Genomic DNA, 16,737 nt, shown 5'->3' on the forward strand with positions numbered 1-16,737 from the left:
AGAAAACTGCTTTATCCGGAAAGTGGATTGTATGAAGTGCTGAGAAAGAATTACAGGGATTTTAGACGGTTCAGGAAATAAAGAGAGAAAAGAAACGTCCTTCCGGCAAATTGCTTGGGGGACGTTCCTTTTTATTGCCATGTTACATGGCAAGTTTGTAAACGTGGCCGATTTTCTCACACAGTTTGTCAGTATCCTCACCGACCTTCGGGTTGATAAGTTCGGCATATATCTGTGTGGAAAGAATGGAATTGTGCCCTAATACCTTTTGCAGGGTTTCCAGCGGCATCCCTTTGAGGATGGCAAGAACGGCAAAAGTATGTCGGCCGATATGCGGGGTGACTTCGACCCGGCAATCGCATTTCTTGCCTATGATTCTGAGGCTTAGGAACATGGTGTTATATTCACCTACGGGGAAAACACAATCGGGGGAATCTTTCTTCTCATCCACACCTCTGTATTTTTCAATCAGTTCGATGGCAATCGGCAATAATTTTACGACGTATGCAACTCCTGTCTTTATACGGTTTCCCATCAGCCATGTGCCGCCATCGGAATCGGTATGGATATTGTCATAGGTTATGGCTTTCAGGTCGGCATAGGCAAGACCGGTGAAGCACATGAACAGGAACATATCGCGCATGGCACGCTGGCGCTTGTATTTCAGTTCCACATGAATTATTCTTTGCAGTTCCTCTTCGGAAAGGAAAGAACGTCTTTTATATTCGGGCACACATTCGAAGGATACAAACGGATGGACTCTTATCCAGCCTCTTTCCTGTGCGATGTACAATAGCCATTTCAGGGTATTGACACGGTTGAAAGCCGTAGCGTTTGCATTTCCCGCCGTTCCGAGCATCCACGTATAATAATCCTCAATGAACGGCTTTTCAAGTTCATCAATAACTATATCTTCGATGTTCTTTTTGGTTTTCATGAAAAGCAGAAGGCTTTTATAGTCAGCAACCAGTCCACGGTAGGTGCTTTCCGCTTTTCCTTTGCCTATCTTTTCCTTATACGATTCAAGCTGTTCCTTGAAAAGTGCCATAAGCGTGTGGCAGTCTTCACCGAAACCGACGTAACGGTTATAGACTTTCTTGGCCGTGACAAAACTGTCATGGTCGCAAATATACTGATAGTGCTTGGTAATCTGAGCTTTGATATTATCAAGCTCCTGATTGAGAGTACGGGCTTCTTCGGATTTACCTTTTGCCCGGTTGGCTTTGACGTCCCACAACGTAAGGGACACTTCTTTCTTACAACTGAAACCAGCTTGGGTTCCGTTAATGGTGATACGGCCCATTACAGGTGCCTTACCGTTTTTTACTGACTGCTTTTTTGTGTAAAATAACACTTTGAATGTACTTCTCATAACTCAACTTTTTTTAGTTACAAATTTACTTACTGCTGAGTTATTTGAGGTTATGCAAAAGTAGGCAACAAATTGAAACTTAATATATTATATTCCATTTGAGAGCTTTTGGAGGTGAGTTACGATTTGGTAACTTAACTATGCTTTTAAACTATTTCTTTATATATCAGCAACTTATATAATGCTGATTTCAGAGTAGGTAACGGATTTGTAACGAGCTAACTTCTATGATTCTCTTTGTTTTTAGAGTGGTTGATTAGCTGTTACAAATATAATTATTCTTTTTATATTTAGCAAAAAACTATTCAAAATACAATTTATTAATAACTTGTCCTGTTGTAATTACCATACTAATGCAACACAACTATGAAGATAGAGCGGTACATCTGAGACGCTCTGAAATAATTATTCAAAGTAGCATTCTTGTCCTTTATATTGCAGGATAAAAATCACATATAAAAACTATATTTAATTTGTGGCTTTCGATCTGGTGATACATATTTAAGTATTTCTCCAACATTTCGACTACAATCAATTGTAATAGGAAACTTTCTATCAAATTGTGTATTATTCCAATTCATTTTTGTTAATGATAATATTTCTCTGCATATCTGTTCTGGAGATTCATCGAAAGAAAATAGCCTTACCTCTATCGGGTTTGGAATATACTTGCCTGGATAGGTTCCATAATATTCAACATATCCTCTAGTATATAAGAAATGACGACATTTATCAAGGCTAAACATCGTTCCTCTTAATGGAGGATAATCATTATCTCTGTATAATCTAAAATTTGTAGGCATGATGGTTACCAAGTCTATAGAATTTATGTTCATATCAGCAGCAACTCTTTTAAATCCATCTATTTCTTCTTCAGAATAATTAGAACTTTTATGAATAACAAGTCTTTGAGGAAAAATCTTAATTGCATTATAGTATTCACTTAAAGATTCTTTAAGGAGATTATAAGCCTGACTCTCTGTCAAATGAGGTTGCCTGTCTTTTTTATCCTCTTTTACAGGAGTGCCCCTCAATATAACTCCGTTACCGTGTTCGTTGAATATTTGCGCGACGCTTGTTTGAATAGTTTTTTTATCACGTGTGCGGTAGAAACTAATTCCTGCAAAACAAGTTATATTGTTAGTTTCTTTCTTTAAAGACCAAGGAATACCCCCTGCTTTATAATATAATGCAGTATAAAAGTTCCATGCTATACTTGCTTCATCTTGCATTTCAGAAGAAGGTTTAGCTATTCTATCTCTTATTATTTGAATTGGAATGTTATATTCCATAGCCTTAGCTTTGAGTAGCCTTCTGAAATTAACCTCAATTTCTATTGACTCTTCTTCATTAAAATCATCGTCTACTTCAATTGTTTTAGTTCCATATATCATTTTAGTTAATGATTCATCTAGTACGCACAAAATGACATCTGGTTTCTTGTTATTTGCAAGAAAATGTATTTCCGCTATATAAAGTTCAACCGTTTTAATAATTAGCTGATCAATATCATGAGCTTCTTTCTTAATTTTATCAAGGGTTGAATTGTTGATTTTACGTATATACGATTCATCATGGACAATCTTACTACCAAATCCTATTGTTTCATTAAATCCTGGAAAGTTAGTAAATAGATTCGGAAGCTTGCTTTTTTTTGCATTAATATGGTTACAGCATTTTTTTATCCAACTGATAGCTATATTAATACTTTCGCTCAATCCAATGAAACCAACAACTATTTTGTCTGGTCTTATATCGTTAATGTCAGATACATTATATTTATATATACCTGTTCGAGGACAGATACATTCACCTTTGCCAAATTGTAATAAAGGTTCTTCTAATAATTTAATTTCCATATTGTGGAGTGTAATTAAGAGTTAAATTAAATGGAGAAGAAAATGATATAAATTTATATTCCTTTTCGCTATCTTCCAATTTTGTAGAAAGACAATATGATATAAACATAAAATGTTGATATACAGAAGAGTTTGTCTCCAATTTCTTTTTTTGAGCAATTAATTGGCTTTCATGATTACAACTATGGTAACCGTCATAAGTGAAACTCCATCCTGGAGTTATACTTATAAACCACCTCTCATCAGATCTGAAGGATTGGATTTTAAAAGAAAGATGTCTAAAATGTAAGATTTGATTTTTTTCGTTATTCCAACCTTCAGCTATAACAGAACGTGTTGCTGTTTTTTTGTTTTTCCAAGTAATTTTTCGCTCTCTAGGAATTCCAATAGGCTTGAATCTAAAGTATCTTTCTTTTCGTACCCACTGTATGTTTTTATAAGAAACCAACTCTTCAATAGAATGATTAATTAAATGAATTAGTGCTTCTTCATATTTGAAACCAATATTAGCAAATTCATTTATGTCATACTCTTCGACTGTACCGATTTCTATTAACTTATTTAAAGGTTCTTCTCTATTATCCAAAGGCTTAAATGAAATTATTTTGTCCTCAAATGTGAACCAATCTCTACTGTATGGAATTTTCAAAAAATCAAATGCTTTATTAAGCACTTTACCCATAGGAGCACTTTTTTTAAGCTTATAAGGTGTACTCCAAGATTGTGTGATTATATCATCACGATCTACCCCAATTATGCCTATATAAACTTTTGCTGGTAATTTGACTTCAAGAATATTTGGATATAATATTTCCGTTTTAATTACTTCTCTATTTTCCAATAAATATTTTCGTCGATCAATTTCTTCATCACAAAACTCCTTTTTTAGTAATTCTAACAGTTGATCGATTTTAGAAATGTTAATCCATGAATTTAATTCTTTAAGTATATCACTATAATCTAGAATCTGTTTTTCTGAGAAATCTAATTCATTATCACGTGCTAAAACGAAAATATTATCAGAATATTTTTTCTGTTTCTCTGTTATGATATAGATTAGCAAAGTATCAAAATCTTCAGCACGTTTTCCTTTGATAAACTCATCTATTGTATGTTTCACTTTTTCTCCAGTAGCTGTGGACGTAACCTGCACTGCTATTCTATTTTCAATATCTATTAAATCAATAGCTGACGAATTTTTCTCCTTGTTATTTATATTAATCAAATTTACTCCATACACTAAATTTAATATAGGAATAATCACATTCTCTGCATGAATATTGATATCATACAAATTTAAGCTATTCAAATTTTGCACTTCTGCTCGAAACCTTGCAAATAACTCTGCTATTTTATCTATCTTTTCTTTTTTACGCATACAAATACTATTAACATATTTCTAATATTTACACACTACTAGCCAATTTCATGATTGTTCAAGTAAGGTCTGCAACACTTTTCTACTATTTCTCCAATAAATTGTAAATTGGATTCGTTTTCTCTAATTGGCTTAAGATTAAACGAGCAATTTAGCCATAGTAAAATTTAATGTGTACAAAGATACTGCTTTTCACTGTATTATAGAATTGCAGCCACAAAAACTAAAGCATAATATTGTTTTTTTTAACGTTACAATAATTGATTTATAGTTTTGCATTTCAACTTCTTCCCTGCAAATATAGCCCTTTGCCTTCAGATTGAGCAAGGCGGCCCTTCGGGCTGGTTGGACAGGAAAAAATCATCCTCGCTTCGCTTGCGGTATTTTTTCCTGCCAAGCCTTGCACAATCTCGGCAAAGGACAGCCCGGCAAGTAAGAAATCGAAACACTGGCTCCGCGGAGCCGGTTATGTTTAATTAAAAACTATTTAAGTATGACTGAAATGACAGCAATGCAGGTTTACGAAGGAGAAGTAATAAACCCCACAGGCACGACCGGGAATCTAAACATTATCCCGTTGACAAGGGCAAATGCGCATCGTGCCACACTAATCCGTAGAAAAGATACGGATAACAAACACGTTCCTTTCCATTTCCGTAAGAAAAGTTCAGGTATACACATGTATATCCACACTTATGAAGAAAACGGAGAGGAAAAAGAACTGAAGCAAGCGGATTTTAAAGACTGGGTAGTCGTCCAGTTCAAACATCCGGGCTATCTGGAAGGACTGGAAAACATCGCTTATGATGCCTACCATTGGAATTCTTTTGATCCGGATGTCAGAGCAGAAACAGACATCATGAATTATGAAAAGCAACTGCATGAAGATCTTGATAAGATTCCTGAAGAGAAGCGGCAAGGTTACATCATGAGTTACAAGAACAAAGTCTCTTCCCTATTCAGCCGTTTGTCACGATGTGCAAATTCAATGGTGACAGGACGAAGCAATTTCAACTTCCATAAAAACGAAAAAGCGAATAACGCCTACCAGAACAAGTATGAAGAATTCCACACTTGGCGCACAAAATATCTGTATGCCATGCAAAGAATGACTGAAGCGGCAAAGCCGGAAGAAGAAAAACAGGAAGAAGCATGGCAGAGACTCAAACGCGACATCGCAAGTAGTGCAAAAACCATCCATGAGATTGATACCGGTAAAGCCAGAGGCTATAATCGAGCACTGTTCGTCAACAGCATTCTCGGTAAAGTCAGCACCTTTGCCAATCATGGAGAAGTGGAAATTGTGCAGAAAGCCGTGGACTTCATTACTGAATATAATGCCAGTGTAAAGAAACCCGTCATTACGGCACGTAACCAGTTCTTCCAACTCCCTGAAATAGCGCAGCGCATGCGTGAAAAATTGAAAGTGATAAAGGAGCAGGAAAACAAAGAAGTAACATTTGATGGTGGAACGCTCGTATGGAACTACGAGGAAGACCGTCTGCAAATACTTTTCGACAATATCCCTGAAGAAAGCAGACGCAAGGAACTGAAATCTTCCGGATTCCGATGGTCGCCCCGGAACAAGGCATGGCAACGCCAGTTGACACACAATGCAGTATATGCAGCAAAAAAAGTATTGAACCTTCAAAATATCTGAGCCATGAAAAACGAACAAATTAAGTTCATCGTTGACTCACGTTTCTTTCGCGGTACCTTGATTACGTCCATGTATGACGGCATACATAGTGACTACGGCGGAGAAACGCTGGAAGAATTAAAAATCAGTGAAAATAATCCTTTTCTGATTGCAGTATCGGATAATACCATAAACAAAATGATCCGCATCTATGAGAAATCATTATGCGGGCCATTTAGCGAAATATCAGAGGAAGATTATTATGACAGCATGGATGTACTACCGCCTATTCGTTTAAAGGGACATTCGTTCTTTGTCGGCGAACCTTATTATGGCAGTCTATATCCATTCCGCTTCACAATAGGCGGACGATATTTCAAGGGCCTGCGGTCTGTCAGAACGCCACAGGTGGAACTGGAACGACAAATGAACGAGCATTATCTCCATATTACGTTCAAAGGTAAGATTACAAAGGAACTGCCCTTTTCCATTACAGATAAAACGAAACAGGAAACTTTCATCAGTCCCTATTCATTCGTCCATAGTGATGGTAAAGAACGTTTTATCTGCAACTTGGTATCTAAACGGAATGATGCAGAAAAGACTCACAAGTCAAGAAAAGACATGTCCGCAATCCTTCTAAGTCTTCGTAGGCATCATTTCCTGTATTTCTCCGGCTCTGATAAGTTTGATGATATTCAAAAGTTTATGGATATGATAGAAAAGCAAAAATATACCCTGCTGACTAACAGTGATTTTTTCCAGTATCCGGTCAACCGTGAATCAGTTACATTTACCGGAAGCATTAAAGAAACGGGAGAAACCTTCTTTTATCGGATTTACAACCGGACATTGTTTCAGCACTTGCTCTACAAGTTAAGGAATGTCAAGCGAGAAAAAGCTGAAGTAAAAACAGGAAGTAATGAGCATCCATAAATATCCAACAGGAAATGGCGGCTGGAAACAGTTGCCGCCATTCTTGATTATTACCACTAAAAAAAGAACATGAATATGAATAAAAAGAAAGAAGCCTTAGAGCGCAGACTTGCCCGTTTGGAGTCTTCCTTGTCAAAGGAACAAGCAAGAACAACGCAGGTAATGAATAATATAGGTTGGGGTACCGGAATGAGATGCACCAAATGCACTCCCTCTTTTCGCAAGGAAGATGAACTGAAAGAAAAAATCCGATTGGTAAAAACAGAACTAACCAAATTCAAATAAGATGAATATAACTACAAAAAATACAGGCAATAAACTATACTGGCAATCCGACCTCTATCCGGGCGGAAAAGTGGAAGTACAACTGACATTGGCAACTTATGCCAACAATGACAATCTTTACGCCGGATTAATAGCTCCCTGTGACAATGAAGAAGAGGGTTGGGAACCATTTACAGACCTGACTATAAACCAGCATTCCCTGCCACCGTTCTACGCCTACGTGGATAACCGTGACTATAACGAAGGCGCACATGAATTTCTTATCCGCCATGAAATAGCTGAACCAACCAGTCTGTTTCCTGAATGGAACGGTTTCAAATTATTCCGTTTCAACCGGAAGAAGCTGGAAGAACTGGCACCGGAATATTATAAAGTAATCGCCCGAAAGTTACCACCCGAACAAGAAGCACTGGAAACTATCGAATACAAAGGAGACAGTTATCCCCTTAGAAAGATAAAGGACACTTACGGTTTCTATATCATTTCCATACCGGAACTGGAAAAGGCATTGCTCTACGGAATGGTTCAAGCTGATACAGAGGCGGAAGAAATCCATGAAAGTATCTGCCATTATTGCCCGGAAGAAGACCTCAAATATCTTACCGATGAAGAAATGATGGAAATAATCAATAATGGAACAAAAGAAAATCTTAGCATTATTTCAACTTCCTGCCCGCAAACATAGCCCTTTGCCTTTGAATGCGCAAGGCGGCCCTACGGGCTGGTTGGCAAAGAAAAATCATCCTCGCTGCGCTCCGGTATTTTTCTCTGCCAAGCCTTGCGCCATTAAAGGCAAAGTGCAAAAAGGCAGGCAAGAAATCGAAATACTGGCTCTCCGGAGCCGGTCATGTATAACTTAAATATAGAATAAAGCTATGATTGAAGTAAAAGAAATGAAGATTCATGAAGTACAAGCAATGAATCCCGTAACTCCTGTTATTGATACCTTGACTTATCGTGAAAGGAACTATCCCGTACGCGAAATAAGTGACGAACGGGATACCTATAAAGTGTCCATTGAAAGACTGAATTTCGATTTGCTGGACGGCATCAGAGGTCTTGATTCCACCGCCTTTGATATTGATGAAAGCATCTGTTATTTCTGTACGGAAGACGAAATACGGACATTGACAGATGAACAGCTGATTGAACTTATTTACGGTTAAAGAGAATCTGATTATGAAAGCCGGAGATATTGCCATGCTGATACGTCCGTACAAAGGATACAGGGCTGTCGAACTGATTGAGAAACTGGGAAACCGGTGGCTCGTGCGTGTCTGTGAAAGCGGACTTGAACTGGAAGTATATGAGGATGAATTCACACTGGATTAAAAGCGGAGACCTTATGGAGAAATATAAATTCGTATTCTTTTCAGAAGCCATAGGCTTCACTGCACCACATATCGGAGAGGTCCGTAAAGAAATTACCCGGAGAGTGAAAATAGAAAAAGTGGAATCCGTCAAACATGATATCGAACTGCAAATGATTGAAAACAAGAACGGCATCCCGACGGTACTGTATTCCTGTTATCTGTATAATGACTCCTTTGAGCTCATGCACGGAAGCATCTGCAATACAAAAGACTACATTAAAGAAGCCTGGAGATACCTTCAGAATAGAAACAACCCTTCAAAAAACTCACCGTCATGAAAAGAGCAGAAGCATTAAAGAAAGAATTACTGAAGAATGCGAAAACGAGTCCATACAACAATCTCATGTTGGAGAACGTCATGGAACGATTTCGCAAAGGTGAAAATCCTGTGCGTATAACGCATATACCGCCAAGCATAGATAAAGCGCATATATGTGTTGAAAACGGAAGATACTATTCCCAGAAGAAGGAAGAACCATACAAATTCAATTATCCGCACGATAAATATATCCGTGACCGTGATGTGACCGATGAACCCCGGACACACGGGTATTGGTATGACGCTGCCGACAAAATGCAGAAAGTCCTGTTCCTCAAAGAGCAGGGTTTTTGCGTTTTAGAGCACCAGATCTATGGTATGGGAGAAGTCATTGAAATATATCTCAAATAAATATGGAGGGACAGATTATGAATACAAATAACCAGCCATGGAGAAAGTATGTACCTGAATCGGTCACCCTCTATTATGTGGATTATTGCAACAACCTGGACGGGCACGAAAAGTTACAGGAACAGTGCATCCGGCAAAACAGTTTCCTCCCATTGGATGTGCAGGTGCAGGAGTGGTATTTAGAACAGGAAATTGAAATACTCAATGAATACCTGACTGAAATCAAAAAGAAGATGCTGTCAGAAGGAAAGGCGGAAGAATATGGAAAGCATGAGGAAGATATAAAGGAACTGCTGTATGAACGGAACGACACCGACCCGTCAGATGAGCTTATCTGCAATTCATCCGTCACTAATATGTTTTATTCGCTGGGTGTAGAAATAGTGGGGTATACTGAAGGGACAAACACCCGTGAAGAACCTTACGCAATATCCTATAACAAAATAAGGCGTGCCCTCAAACTGAAGAAAGGACAGTTTAAAGAACAATTGGCAGAACTGGTTGATAACGCCACGTATGGCGGCGAACTGCGTATCTATTTCAACGCCATGTTCAATAAGCTGATAACGGGTGACAAAGAAAGTGATTTCAAAACCATCCGGTTCCACGGGGATGTGATCGTAGCTATTGCTGACAGCCATAACGGTTCCGGGTATCATGTTGAACTGCCGCTCGACATCACGCTACCATTTAATAGAGATAATCTGTTTGTCGATTCCCAAGTGCATTATTCGTATGCTAATGAAATCTGTGGAATGTGCAACGACTGGTGCGATTCCACTAAATGGCAGACAGGGATGAAACCGGTCAAAGCGTCTATCCCCAAAAGTACCATGGGCGAACATCTACAAAAGGAAGCCCGCTATGAAAAGACTTTCCGTGAAGGAGGATGTACCTTCGGTGACATGAACTATAGCCGCCACCGGAACACATTCTATATCAACAGCTTCCCGTGTGGGAGCAAATGCCCCTGCGGGACATTCTGGATTGACTAAAAACAAATCATTTATTATTCACCCATAAAAAACAAATTATCATGAAAATTATGTGTAAACAAGAGTATTACGATGAAGTAATGCAGTATGCGAAATCTATCAATGACACTTCCCTTCAGAAATGTCTGGACCGTCTCAAGGAGTGGGAAAAGAATCCAAACTGCCCCTGTGAAATAGAAATCTATAGTGACTGGGCTCCTCATTCGTTCGGATTCACCCAAAAATACCCTGATGGAAGGAGAGGAATTGTCGGAGGACTTCTCTATCATGGTTCACCGGACGAATCATTAGCCGTACAGCTGACTCCCTTCATAGGATGGCAGATACATACTTAAAGATTCTGGACTATCATGGAAGAGTGGATGCAGTATGCCAAAGACATGGCGAAAGCAGAAAAGGAGTTGAAAATCGAGCAATGGGTCATCATCTCCTTTTACAGAACGACGGAGCGGGGCGATAAAGTCCCGCTCTTCCGATATGACCTGCCACGGCAGGTAGCCGACAGATACAGCTGGGTAATCCAATGGCGCAGGGCAAAACTTGTCTGCCAATATCCAAAAGGAAATGTCACCCATGACTATTCCCTGTACGACAAACGCAGCGGGCAAAATTATTCATTCGGTTCCTGCCTTTCCTCCCTGGCTGCTACCAAAGCACAGGTCACGAAGATGGAACGGACGATAAGGGAATACATCAGCTGGCAGAAGCAGAACAATCTGTTTTTCAACGAGCAGACGGATGAAATGCTGCAAAAGGCAATCAACAAACTGAAAATAAAGAAGAAAAATGTACAGGAAGCGGAAGAACGACTACACCGGAAAGTTGAAAATCATCTATGCGGGCTTCGGAAATGACAAACCGGAGTCCGCATTCTCATTTCTTGCTGCAAAGATAGCCGTTTGCCGGGTTGATTACGCAAGGCGGCCCTACGGGCTGGTTGGCAGGAAAAAAATCATCCTCGCTGCGCTCCGGTATTTTTTCCCGCCAAGCCTTGTCGCAATCCCCGTCAAACAGGCAATAAAGACATCAAGAAATAAAAATGCCTACTATGTAGGCAAAGATGTCTAACTCAAATATTTAAAGTCATGATTACAGACGAAAAGACTCAGAACAAACTGTATGCGGATACAGAAGATGTATTGTTTACAATGGATGATAAAGCGGATGCTGTACACAAAATGTTGGAGATTATCAGAGACACTCCTGAATATCTCCAGATAATGAACTGTCTGCCGACCCATGCACAGGAAGACCCCAAAGCGGACTGGTGGCGGACTAAAGAGGCGGATTACCTTATGGCAGAACTGCTGCATGTTCTTGATATCTACACACCGGAAGGATTCATATTCGGTCCGGTATACAGAAGGACACACGGGTTCGGATATGGAAATATCGAATATGAGAAGAAAAGGCTTTACCAAATCGAAATCTATCTTGACTGGGGGTATATATTCGGTCAGAAGGATGAATATAGAAAAAAGAAAAAGCATTACGCAGAATTAGAGGATATATGCAGGGCGGGAGGATACACAACCGAACTGAGAGCAAGAGCGAAAGGCTGCCGGATAGCCAAAGGAAATACCGAACTGCATGCCCATTACGGATGGATAACCGGTTATTGCGAAGCCATGCATCTGTGCGAACTCCTCATCCTGCTGCTCAGAGAATGTAAAATAAACAAATTGATAAGATGTAAAATAGTCGGTTCGGTATTCAATTTCACGGATGAGGAAGAATACGAATTTTATCAAGAGAATTTCGAATCGAGCATATATTACCTTGTATTCGACCTTTTTGAAAGAAAATCATGGGCTGTTGCGGAAAGCCTCATGGAAATTGCTTCGAAAATCAACGTATCCACGAAAAACCGTCCGAAAGGCTTTGATTGCAATTCTCCCGTTTACAGATATGTACAGTCCGCCTACTGGAAACTGGTGGACAAAGGTTATCTGGAAGAATTCACACGCAAATTGGGAAGAGACGAATTCCGTTGTGCTAAAGCAACGGAATTAGGGAAATCAAAAAAAATATTTTATGGAACTAAATTATAATCAGTTACTGCTCATCTCCCTGTGGCAATACAACCACCACGGGGAGGAAGGGCTGACCCTAAACCTCTTTGAAAAAACTTTCGGAAAGGTATACGGAAGCCACTATTACGAGAAATGGACAAACTATTTCAACTGCAACCTTTGGGACATGATCGCCTATTTCAGGGGAGAAAAAGAAAACGGCCAGAAATTCTGCGACATGATAAGCAAACAAATCGAATTATACCGCAAAAACCGCGAGCCTTATGGAATTCAGTAACTTTTATACAGTTGAAACCCTGCAATGCTTCAACGATTTGCACGATTACGGGTATCCGATAACGCAAATTGATGTAGACAAGGTGAACCGCCTGATTTCATTGATACATCAGGAAAGGGATAATAATGAAACCCCTGCCGCCGGAGATATTATCGCTTATACGACACGCAGCGGAGATTATTACCGGAATGCACACATCGAACGAACGGATGATAAAGAAGTATATATATGTTTGACAGCCAATACCCCGTTCTGTTTTGACAACAAGGGCAAAGCGGGTTATGATACTGAAGGCGGTTTATGGACACAGCTTGATCAGAAACTGCCCGAACCGGACGGAATGCAGTTCAAGCTTTTCAAGACATGGGGAAGCCGCAGCAGGTGCAAGGACGGTGCCGTTTATTTCATGGCGGCTGTCCGGGTGTGGAAATATGCCGAACCGGAACCGCTGTACGAGCAATACTCCACCAAGGACTGGGCTAAGTATAATATCTGCAGATTGCCCGATCCGGAACAGAAAGGTGAATACTTCTATACCGGGGACGGATTCACTCTCTATTCCCGCAGAGAACTGGACAGACTGATAGAAATGCTGCACGGTGAACTCTTCTGTGGAATATACCGCAATTCTCTTATACTGTGGGGATACCGCATGGAATGGAAGCTGCTCACGGGGCAGGAATGGAACAGGACGGATGCCGAAACGCATCTGTCTTTTCTCGGAGAACAATCCGTTAAGATACGGACCTGCCACGACACTCATACAGTATTCATCTATAAAAGGAAATAAGCCATGGCTAAATATGATACACCATCAAAACTCCGTCCGCTTGAAAAGCTGATAATGGATTTCTCATATTCGAACGGATATGATCCGATAAATGTATTCGATGATTTCCAGACCTATATCATCCACGGATTTTCTTTAGGCGCTCCACCGCTGCACGGCTGGAAATATAAAAAGCAGCAGAATATCGTATTCATGAAAATGGTCACCGAATGGGCACAGCTCATGAACCGTGAATTAAAAGAGGATACGGACTGGTTTGACCCGTTCGGGGATTTGTACATGTCTCTGGTTTCCAGAGGAACTCAGCAGGGACAAGGGCAGTTCTTTACACCGGTACATATCTGCGACCTTATGGTGATGTGTACCCAGGGGGAAGAGAAAAAGACCGGGCAGAGGATTAATGACCCGACGTGCGGAAGCGGAAGGCTGTTACTGGCTTATCATGTACGGAATTTAGGGAATTATCTGGTAGCGGAAGACATCAACCGTACCTGCTGTCTGATGACCGTATGCAATATGCTGGTGCATGGTTGTGTGGGGGAAGTAATCTGGCACGACAGCCTGAATCCTAAAAATTTCATGGGTGGATGGAAAGTCAACCCGATACTTACATGGACTGGTATTCCTACCATTCAGAAAATGGGCATGAACGAATACCAGGCAAGCCGGAATCTGCCTGTATCACCCTATACGGCACATAAGACGGCTGCCAACAATTGTGGAAACCGTAAAAAACACGCCTCCTTTCCGCAACAGACAACTTTAAACATGTAGACGCAACTATACTAATTAATATAAATCAACAATCTAATTATCAACTTTTAAAATCAAAAAAATCATGGAAGTAACAGTAATGCCGAACACCGCATCGGCACAAAAGCAGCAAGGATTGAATCAAGTTGTTATCAACAAGGTCCAGAGAATGATCGAGGGAAAACAGCAGGATGTTATGGGAACCATCACCCGCCTGCTCAACGAAGGAAAAATCGCGCAGGATTTCATTGCGCCAATCGGAGTAAACCTGCGTAATAATGACCGCCATCCGGTTATCTCATTTCAAGGGGGTGACCATGTGCAAATGACCATGCCGGAGGGCAACTTCAACCTGCATGGAAATGCCATCAGCCAGATATCCGAAAAGATGAATATTCCGGCAAAATACCTGAGAGAGCTGTCCGCCGGAGATGAATGGCAGAAACAACTGTGCGCCACTATTCTTAACGAACACTCCGGCTGGACAGACCGTACACGCGTACTCATACGTGCGGTAGGTATGGAGGTCCGCGGCGTATTATCCGACTCCTACAGACGGCTCAATTCCGTGGATATACTGACCGCATTCATCAGGGAAGCGGGAAATCAGGGAGCTGTCGTGTCGGATGCCTACATGAACGACACGAAAGTATGGTGCGAAACAATACTGCCTGAACCACTCCAAATAGCTACCCGCAAGAACGGTATGGTAATCATTTATGCAGGGGCCAGGTTCTCCACATCCGACTATGGAAACGGTTCGGTGGATATGCGCTCTTTTCTTCTGAATGGAGCTTGTCTGAACGGGATGGTACGTGAATCGGTCATGCGGCAAGTACATCTCGGGGCACGATTGCCGGATTCGATTGCACTATCGCAAAAGACGTATGAACTGGATACGCAGACGACCGTGTCGGCAGTGACAGACCTGACACGCGGGCTGTACAGCAGGGATACACTCATGCAGAAAGCGATAGAGATTCAAGGAGCGGCTGAAATAGATGTGGATTTCGACAAGGAACTCAAAAGTCTGGTACAACGCGGCGCTTTGTTGAAGAATGAAGGACGTGAAGTGGAGAAACTGCTGATGAACAACAATCCCGATGACGGTGTAACGGGCGGAGCAACACTTTGGAAACTGACACAAGGCATAACGGCTTTTGCACGTGAACAGGCACCTGAACGCAGCAGGGAGCTGCATGAGATTTCGGGGCAACTGATGAACCGGGTGAAAGCAAACTAAATTATAAAAGTAACGGATAGTTGCCGGATAGAAAAAATTCCGGCTACTATCTGCTAAAATTCTGAAACTATGAGCATAATATGCAGCAGATGTGGTGGAACCAACATAATGTGTGAAGCCATGATAGAACCCAATACGAAGAAGTTCAGCCATTATACGGATGAATCCTTTCTTTATGGGTGGTGTAATGACTGTTGGAAAGGGACTATTCTTACGGATGTAGAAGAGGTCAAGAATTACATAACAACCGAATACAAGATATTTGTTGAATCATACGGTATTGAACCGCAATATGCGAAGTGCCGGATCTTATGGAAAGACACTCAGGAAACCTGCGATGTAAGAATCATGTTGTCTGTGGATGCCGGTATTGAAGATGATAAGACATTTTATAGTTGCAGCAGCCTAAACGGGCTTCTCTCACTGGCAGAACATGGCATAGAAGACTTCATTGTTACGGAATGTCACAGAATGTCGCGGAATGTTTGAACCAATATCATCCAAAGTAAAACATGAAAAGTAGCAAAGCAGAACTCCAATGCAAGATAGAAGATTTGCTAAGGAGTAAAAATACCGGTGAATACCATTCGCATACATTTGCAGGGACAGTTTATATCAGTGAAAATACATATCATAAAGCTGTCAAGAACCGGCAATTACAGTTGTATTTGCAGAACACAAAATGGACAAGCCACTCCATATATCAAATCTACATCTCAAAAAACAAACCTTACGTTTCCACCGGTAGCTATTATATGCCCGTTTCGGAACTGTCCCTGAAAGAATTGCAGAATCTATATGATACGATGCGGGAAGAATGCAGGGAAGACGAACTGTTCCAATCCTCCAATAATTAAATAACTTGTTGATGGAAATGATAAAGAGCCATAAAGGCAGTTTTACCCTTATGGCTCTCACTCTTCTTTCACGGTTTAAACAAAAGTTTGAATTCTTCTTTCCTCCGCCTTTCCAGAGAAGGAATGACCTTACCACGATACATACGGAACGATACATATTCCTCATAAATATCCCGGTCGCCTTGCTCCAGTTTGCGAATCAATTTACTTTTTGGAGTTTTGCCGTAGCCTAACAAACGATTATGTCCCACATTATAAGCCAGCGTAGCAAGAAGCA

At 40.6% G+C, this 16,737-nt stretch carries 22 protein-coding genes and 1 pseudogene; 19 read left to right on the forward strand and 4 right to left on the reverse strand.

Features of this window, described 5'->3' with window-relative positions; genetic code table 11:
- Window positions 1–81: pseudogene (locus tag BN161_RS28995) on the forward strand (helix-turn-helix domain-containing protein); the annotation flags it as partial.
- Window positions 82–142: 61 nt separating this feature from the next.
- On the opposite strand, the gene BN161_RS27115 reads toward BN161_RS28995, so the two are convergent.
- The 3 genes from BN161_RS27115 to BN161_RS27125 all read right to left on the reverse strand — a co-directional run bounded on the left by BN161_RS27115 (window position 143) and on the right by BN161_RS27125 (window position 4,609).
- Window positions 143–1,372 (reverse strand): site-specific integrase, encoded by a 1,230-nt coding sequence (locus BN161_RS27115; RefSeq protein ID WP_052356434.1) that lies wholly within the window; start codon window positions 1,370–1,372, stop codon window positions 143–145.
- Window positions 1,373–1,821: 449 nt separating this feature from the next.
- Complete coding sequence (locus BN161_RS27120; protein ID WP_044272246.1) at window positions 1,822–3,231, reverse strand: argonaute/piwi family protein; 1,410 nt, start codon at window positions 3,229–3,231, stop codon at window positions 1,822–1,824.
- On the reverse strand, window positions 3,221–4,609 hold the full coding sequence (locus BN161_RS27125; RefSeq protein ID WP_044272248.1) for an SMEK domain-containing protein: 1,389 nt from the start codon (window positions 4,607–4,609) through the stop codon (window positions 3,221–3,223). The genes BN161_RS27120 and BN161_RS27125 overlap by 11 nt, the downstream gene beginning before the upstream one ends.
- Before the next feature lie 493 nt (window positions 4,610–5,102).
- Between BN161_RS27125 and BN161_RS27130 the strand changes: the two genes are divergently transcribed.
- The 18 genes from BN161_RS27130 (at window position 5,103) to BN161_RS27220 (ending at window position 16,460) form a co-directional block, all read left to right on the forward strand.
- A complete protein-coding gene (locus BN161_RS27130; protein WP_044272250.1) occupies window positions 5,103–6,269 on the forward strand; it encodes a hypothetical protein in 1,167 nt (388 codons plus the stop codon).
- Between the two features lie 3 nt (window positions 6,270–6,272).
- On the forward strand, window positions 6,273–7,184 hold the full coding sequence (locus tag BN161_RS27135; RefSeq protein ID WP_044272253.1) for a hypothetical protein: 912 nt from the start codon (window positions 6,273–6,275) through the stop codon (window positions 7,182–7,184).
- Window positions 7,185–7,259: 75 nt separating this feature from the next.
- Window positions 7,260–7,469 carry a hypothetical protein gene (locus BN161_RS27140; RefSeq protein ID WP_044272287.1) on the forward strand — a complete coding sequence of 70 codons (210 nt, stop codon included), beginning with the start codon at window positions 7,260–7,262 and terminating at the stop codon, window positions 7,467–7,469.
- 1 nt (window position 7,470) lies between these two features.
- Complete coding sequence (locus BN161_RS27145) at window positions 7,471–8,154, forward strand: DUF4313 domain-containing protein (RefSeq protein WP_044272255.1); 684 nt, start codon at window positions 7,471–7,473, stop codon at window positions 8,152–8,154.
- Between the two features lie 190 nt (window positions 8,155–8,344).
- Window positions 8,345–8,635: a hypothetical protein gene (locus tag BN161_RS27150; RefSeq protein ID WP_244436635.1), complete on the forward strand. Its 291-nt coding sequence runs from the start codon at window positions 8,345–8,347 to the stop codon at window positions 8,633–8,635.
- A 13-nt stretch (window positions 8,636–8,648) separates the two neighbouring features.
- Entirely contained in the window at window positions 8,649–8,801 is a 153-nt protein-coding gene (locus tag BN161_RS30030; RefSeq protein WP_167332582.1) for a hypothetical protein, read from the forward strand.
- Between the two features lie 13 nt (window positions 8,802–8,814).
- Window positions 8,815–9,120: a hypothetical protein gene (locus BN161_RS27160; RefSeq protein WP_044272291.1), complete on the forward strand. Its 306-nt coding sequence runs from the start codon at window positions 8,815–8,817 to the stop codon at window positions 9,118–9,120.
- On the forward strand, window positions 9,117–9,512 hold the full coding sequence (locus BN161_RS27165) for a hypothetical protein (RefSeq protein WP_044272261.1): 396 nt from the start codon (window positions 9,117–9,119) through the stop codon (window positions 9,510–9,512). Before BN161_RS27160 ends, BN161_RS27165 begins: the two co-directional genes overlap by 4 nt.
- A 17-nt stretch (window positions 9,513–9,529) precedes the next feature.
- Window positions 9,530–10,507, forward strand: a complete 978-nt coding sequence (locus BN161_RS27170; RefSeq protein ID WP_044272292.1) for a hypothetical protein — start codon at window positions 9,530–9,532, stop codon at window positions 10,505–10,507.
- A 41-nt stretch (window positions 10,508–10,548) separates the two neighbouring features.
- Window positions 10,549–10,842 (forward strand): DUF4120 family protein, encoded by a 294-nt coding sequence (locus BN161_RS27175; protein ID WP_044272263.1) that lies wholly within the window; start codon window positions 10,549–10,551, stop codon window positions 10,840–10,842.
- Window positions 10,843–10,857: 15 nt separating this feature from the next.
- On the forward strand, window positions 10,858–11,361 hold the full coding sequence (locus BN161_RS27180) for a hypothetical protein (RefSeq protein WP_044272265.1): 504 nt from the start codon (window positions 10,858–10,860) through the stop codon (window positions 11,359–11,361).
- A 231-nt stretch (window positions 11,362–11,592) separates the two neighbouring features.
- Window positions 11,593–12,558, forward strand: coding sequence for a hypothetical protein (locus BN161_RS27190; protein WP_044272268.1), 966 nt, complete (start codon window positions 11,593–11,595; stop codon window positions 12,556–12,558).
- A complete protein-coding gene (locus BN161_RS27195; RefSeq protein WP_044272270.1) occupies window positions 12,542–12,817 on the forward strand; it encodes a hypothetical protein in 276 nt (91 codons plus the stop codon). Before BN161_RS27190 ends, BN161_RS27195 begins: the two co-directional genes overlap by 17 nt.
- Window positions 12,804–13,607, forward strand: a complete 804-nt coding sequence (locus BN161_RS27200) for a DUF4121 family protein (protein WP_044272272.1) — start codon at window positions 12,804–12,806, stop codon at window positions 13,605–13,607. Before BN161_RS27195 ends, BN161_RS27200 begins: the two co-directional genes overlap by 14 nt.
- Window positions 13,608–13,610: 3 nt before the next feature.
- Window positions 13,611–14,381 carry an N-6 DNA methylase gene (locus BN161_RS27205; RefSeq protein ID WP_044272274.1) on the forward strand — a complete coding sequence of 257 codons (771 nt, stop codon included), beginning with the start codon at window positions 13,611–13,613 and terminating at the stop codon, window positions 14,379–14,381.
- 64 nt (window positions 14,382–14,445) lie between these two features.
- Window positions 14,446–15,603, forward strand: coding sequence for a hypothetical protein (locus tag BN161_RS27210; RefSeq protein WP_044272276.1), 1,158 nt, complete (start codon window positions 14,446–14,448; stop codon window positions 15,601–15,603).
- A gap of 69 nt (window positions 15,604–15,672) precedes the next feature.
- Window positions 15,673–16,092, forward strand: a complete 420-nt coding sequence (locus tag BN161_RS27215; protein ID WP_044272278.1) for a hypothetical protein — start codon at window positions 15,673–15,675, stop codon at window positions 16,090–16,092.
- 23 nt (window positions 16,093–16,115) lie between these two features.
- Complete coding sequence (locus BN161_RS27220; protein ID WP_044272280.1) at window positions 16,116–16,460, forward strand: hypothetical protein; 345 nt, start codon at window positions 16,116–16,118, stop codon at window positions 16,458–16,460.
- A 68-nt stretch (window positions 16,461–16,528) separates the two neighbouring features.
- On the opposite strand, the gene BN161_RS27225 is transcribed toward BN161_RS27220, so the two are convergent.
- Window positions 16,529–16,737 (reverse strand): glycoside hydrolase family protein (locus BN161_RS27225; RefSeq protein WP_044272283.1); only part of this gene is annotated, 209 nt, incomplete at its 5' end.

Source organism: Bacteroides timonensis, from assembly GCF_000513195.1.
GTDB classification, from domain to species: Bacteria; Bacteroidota; Bacteroidia; order Bacteroidales; family Bacteroidaceae; genus Bacteroides; species Bacteroides timonensis.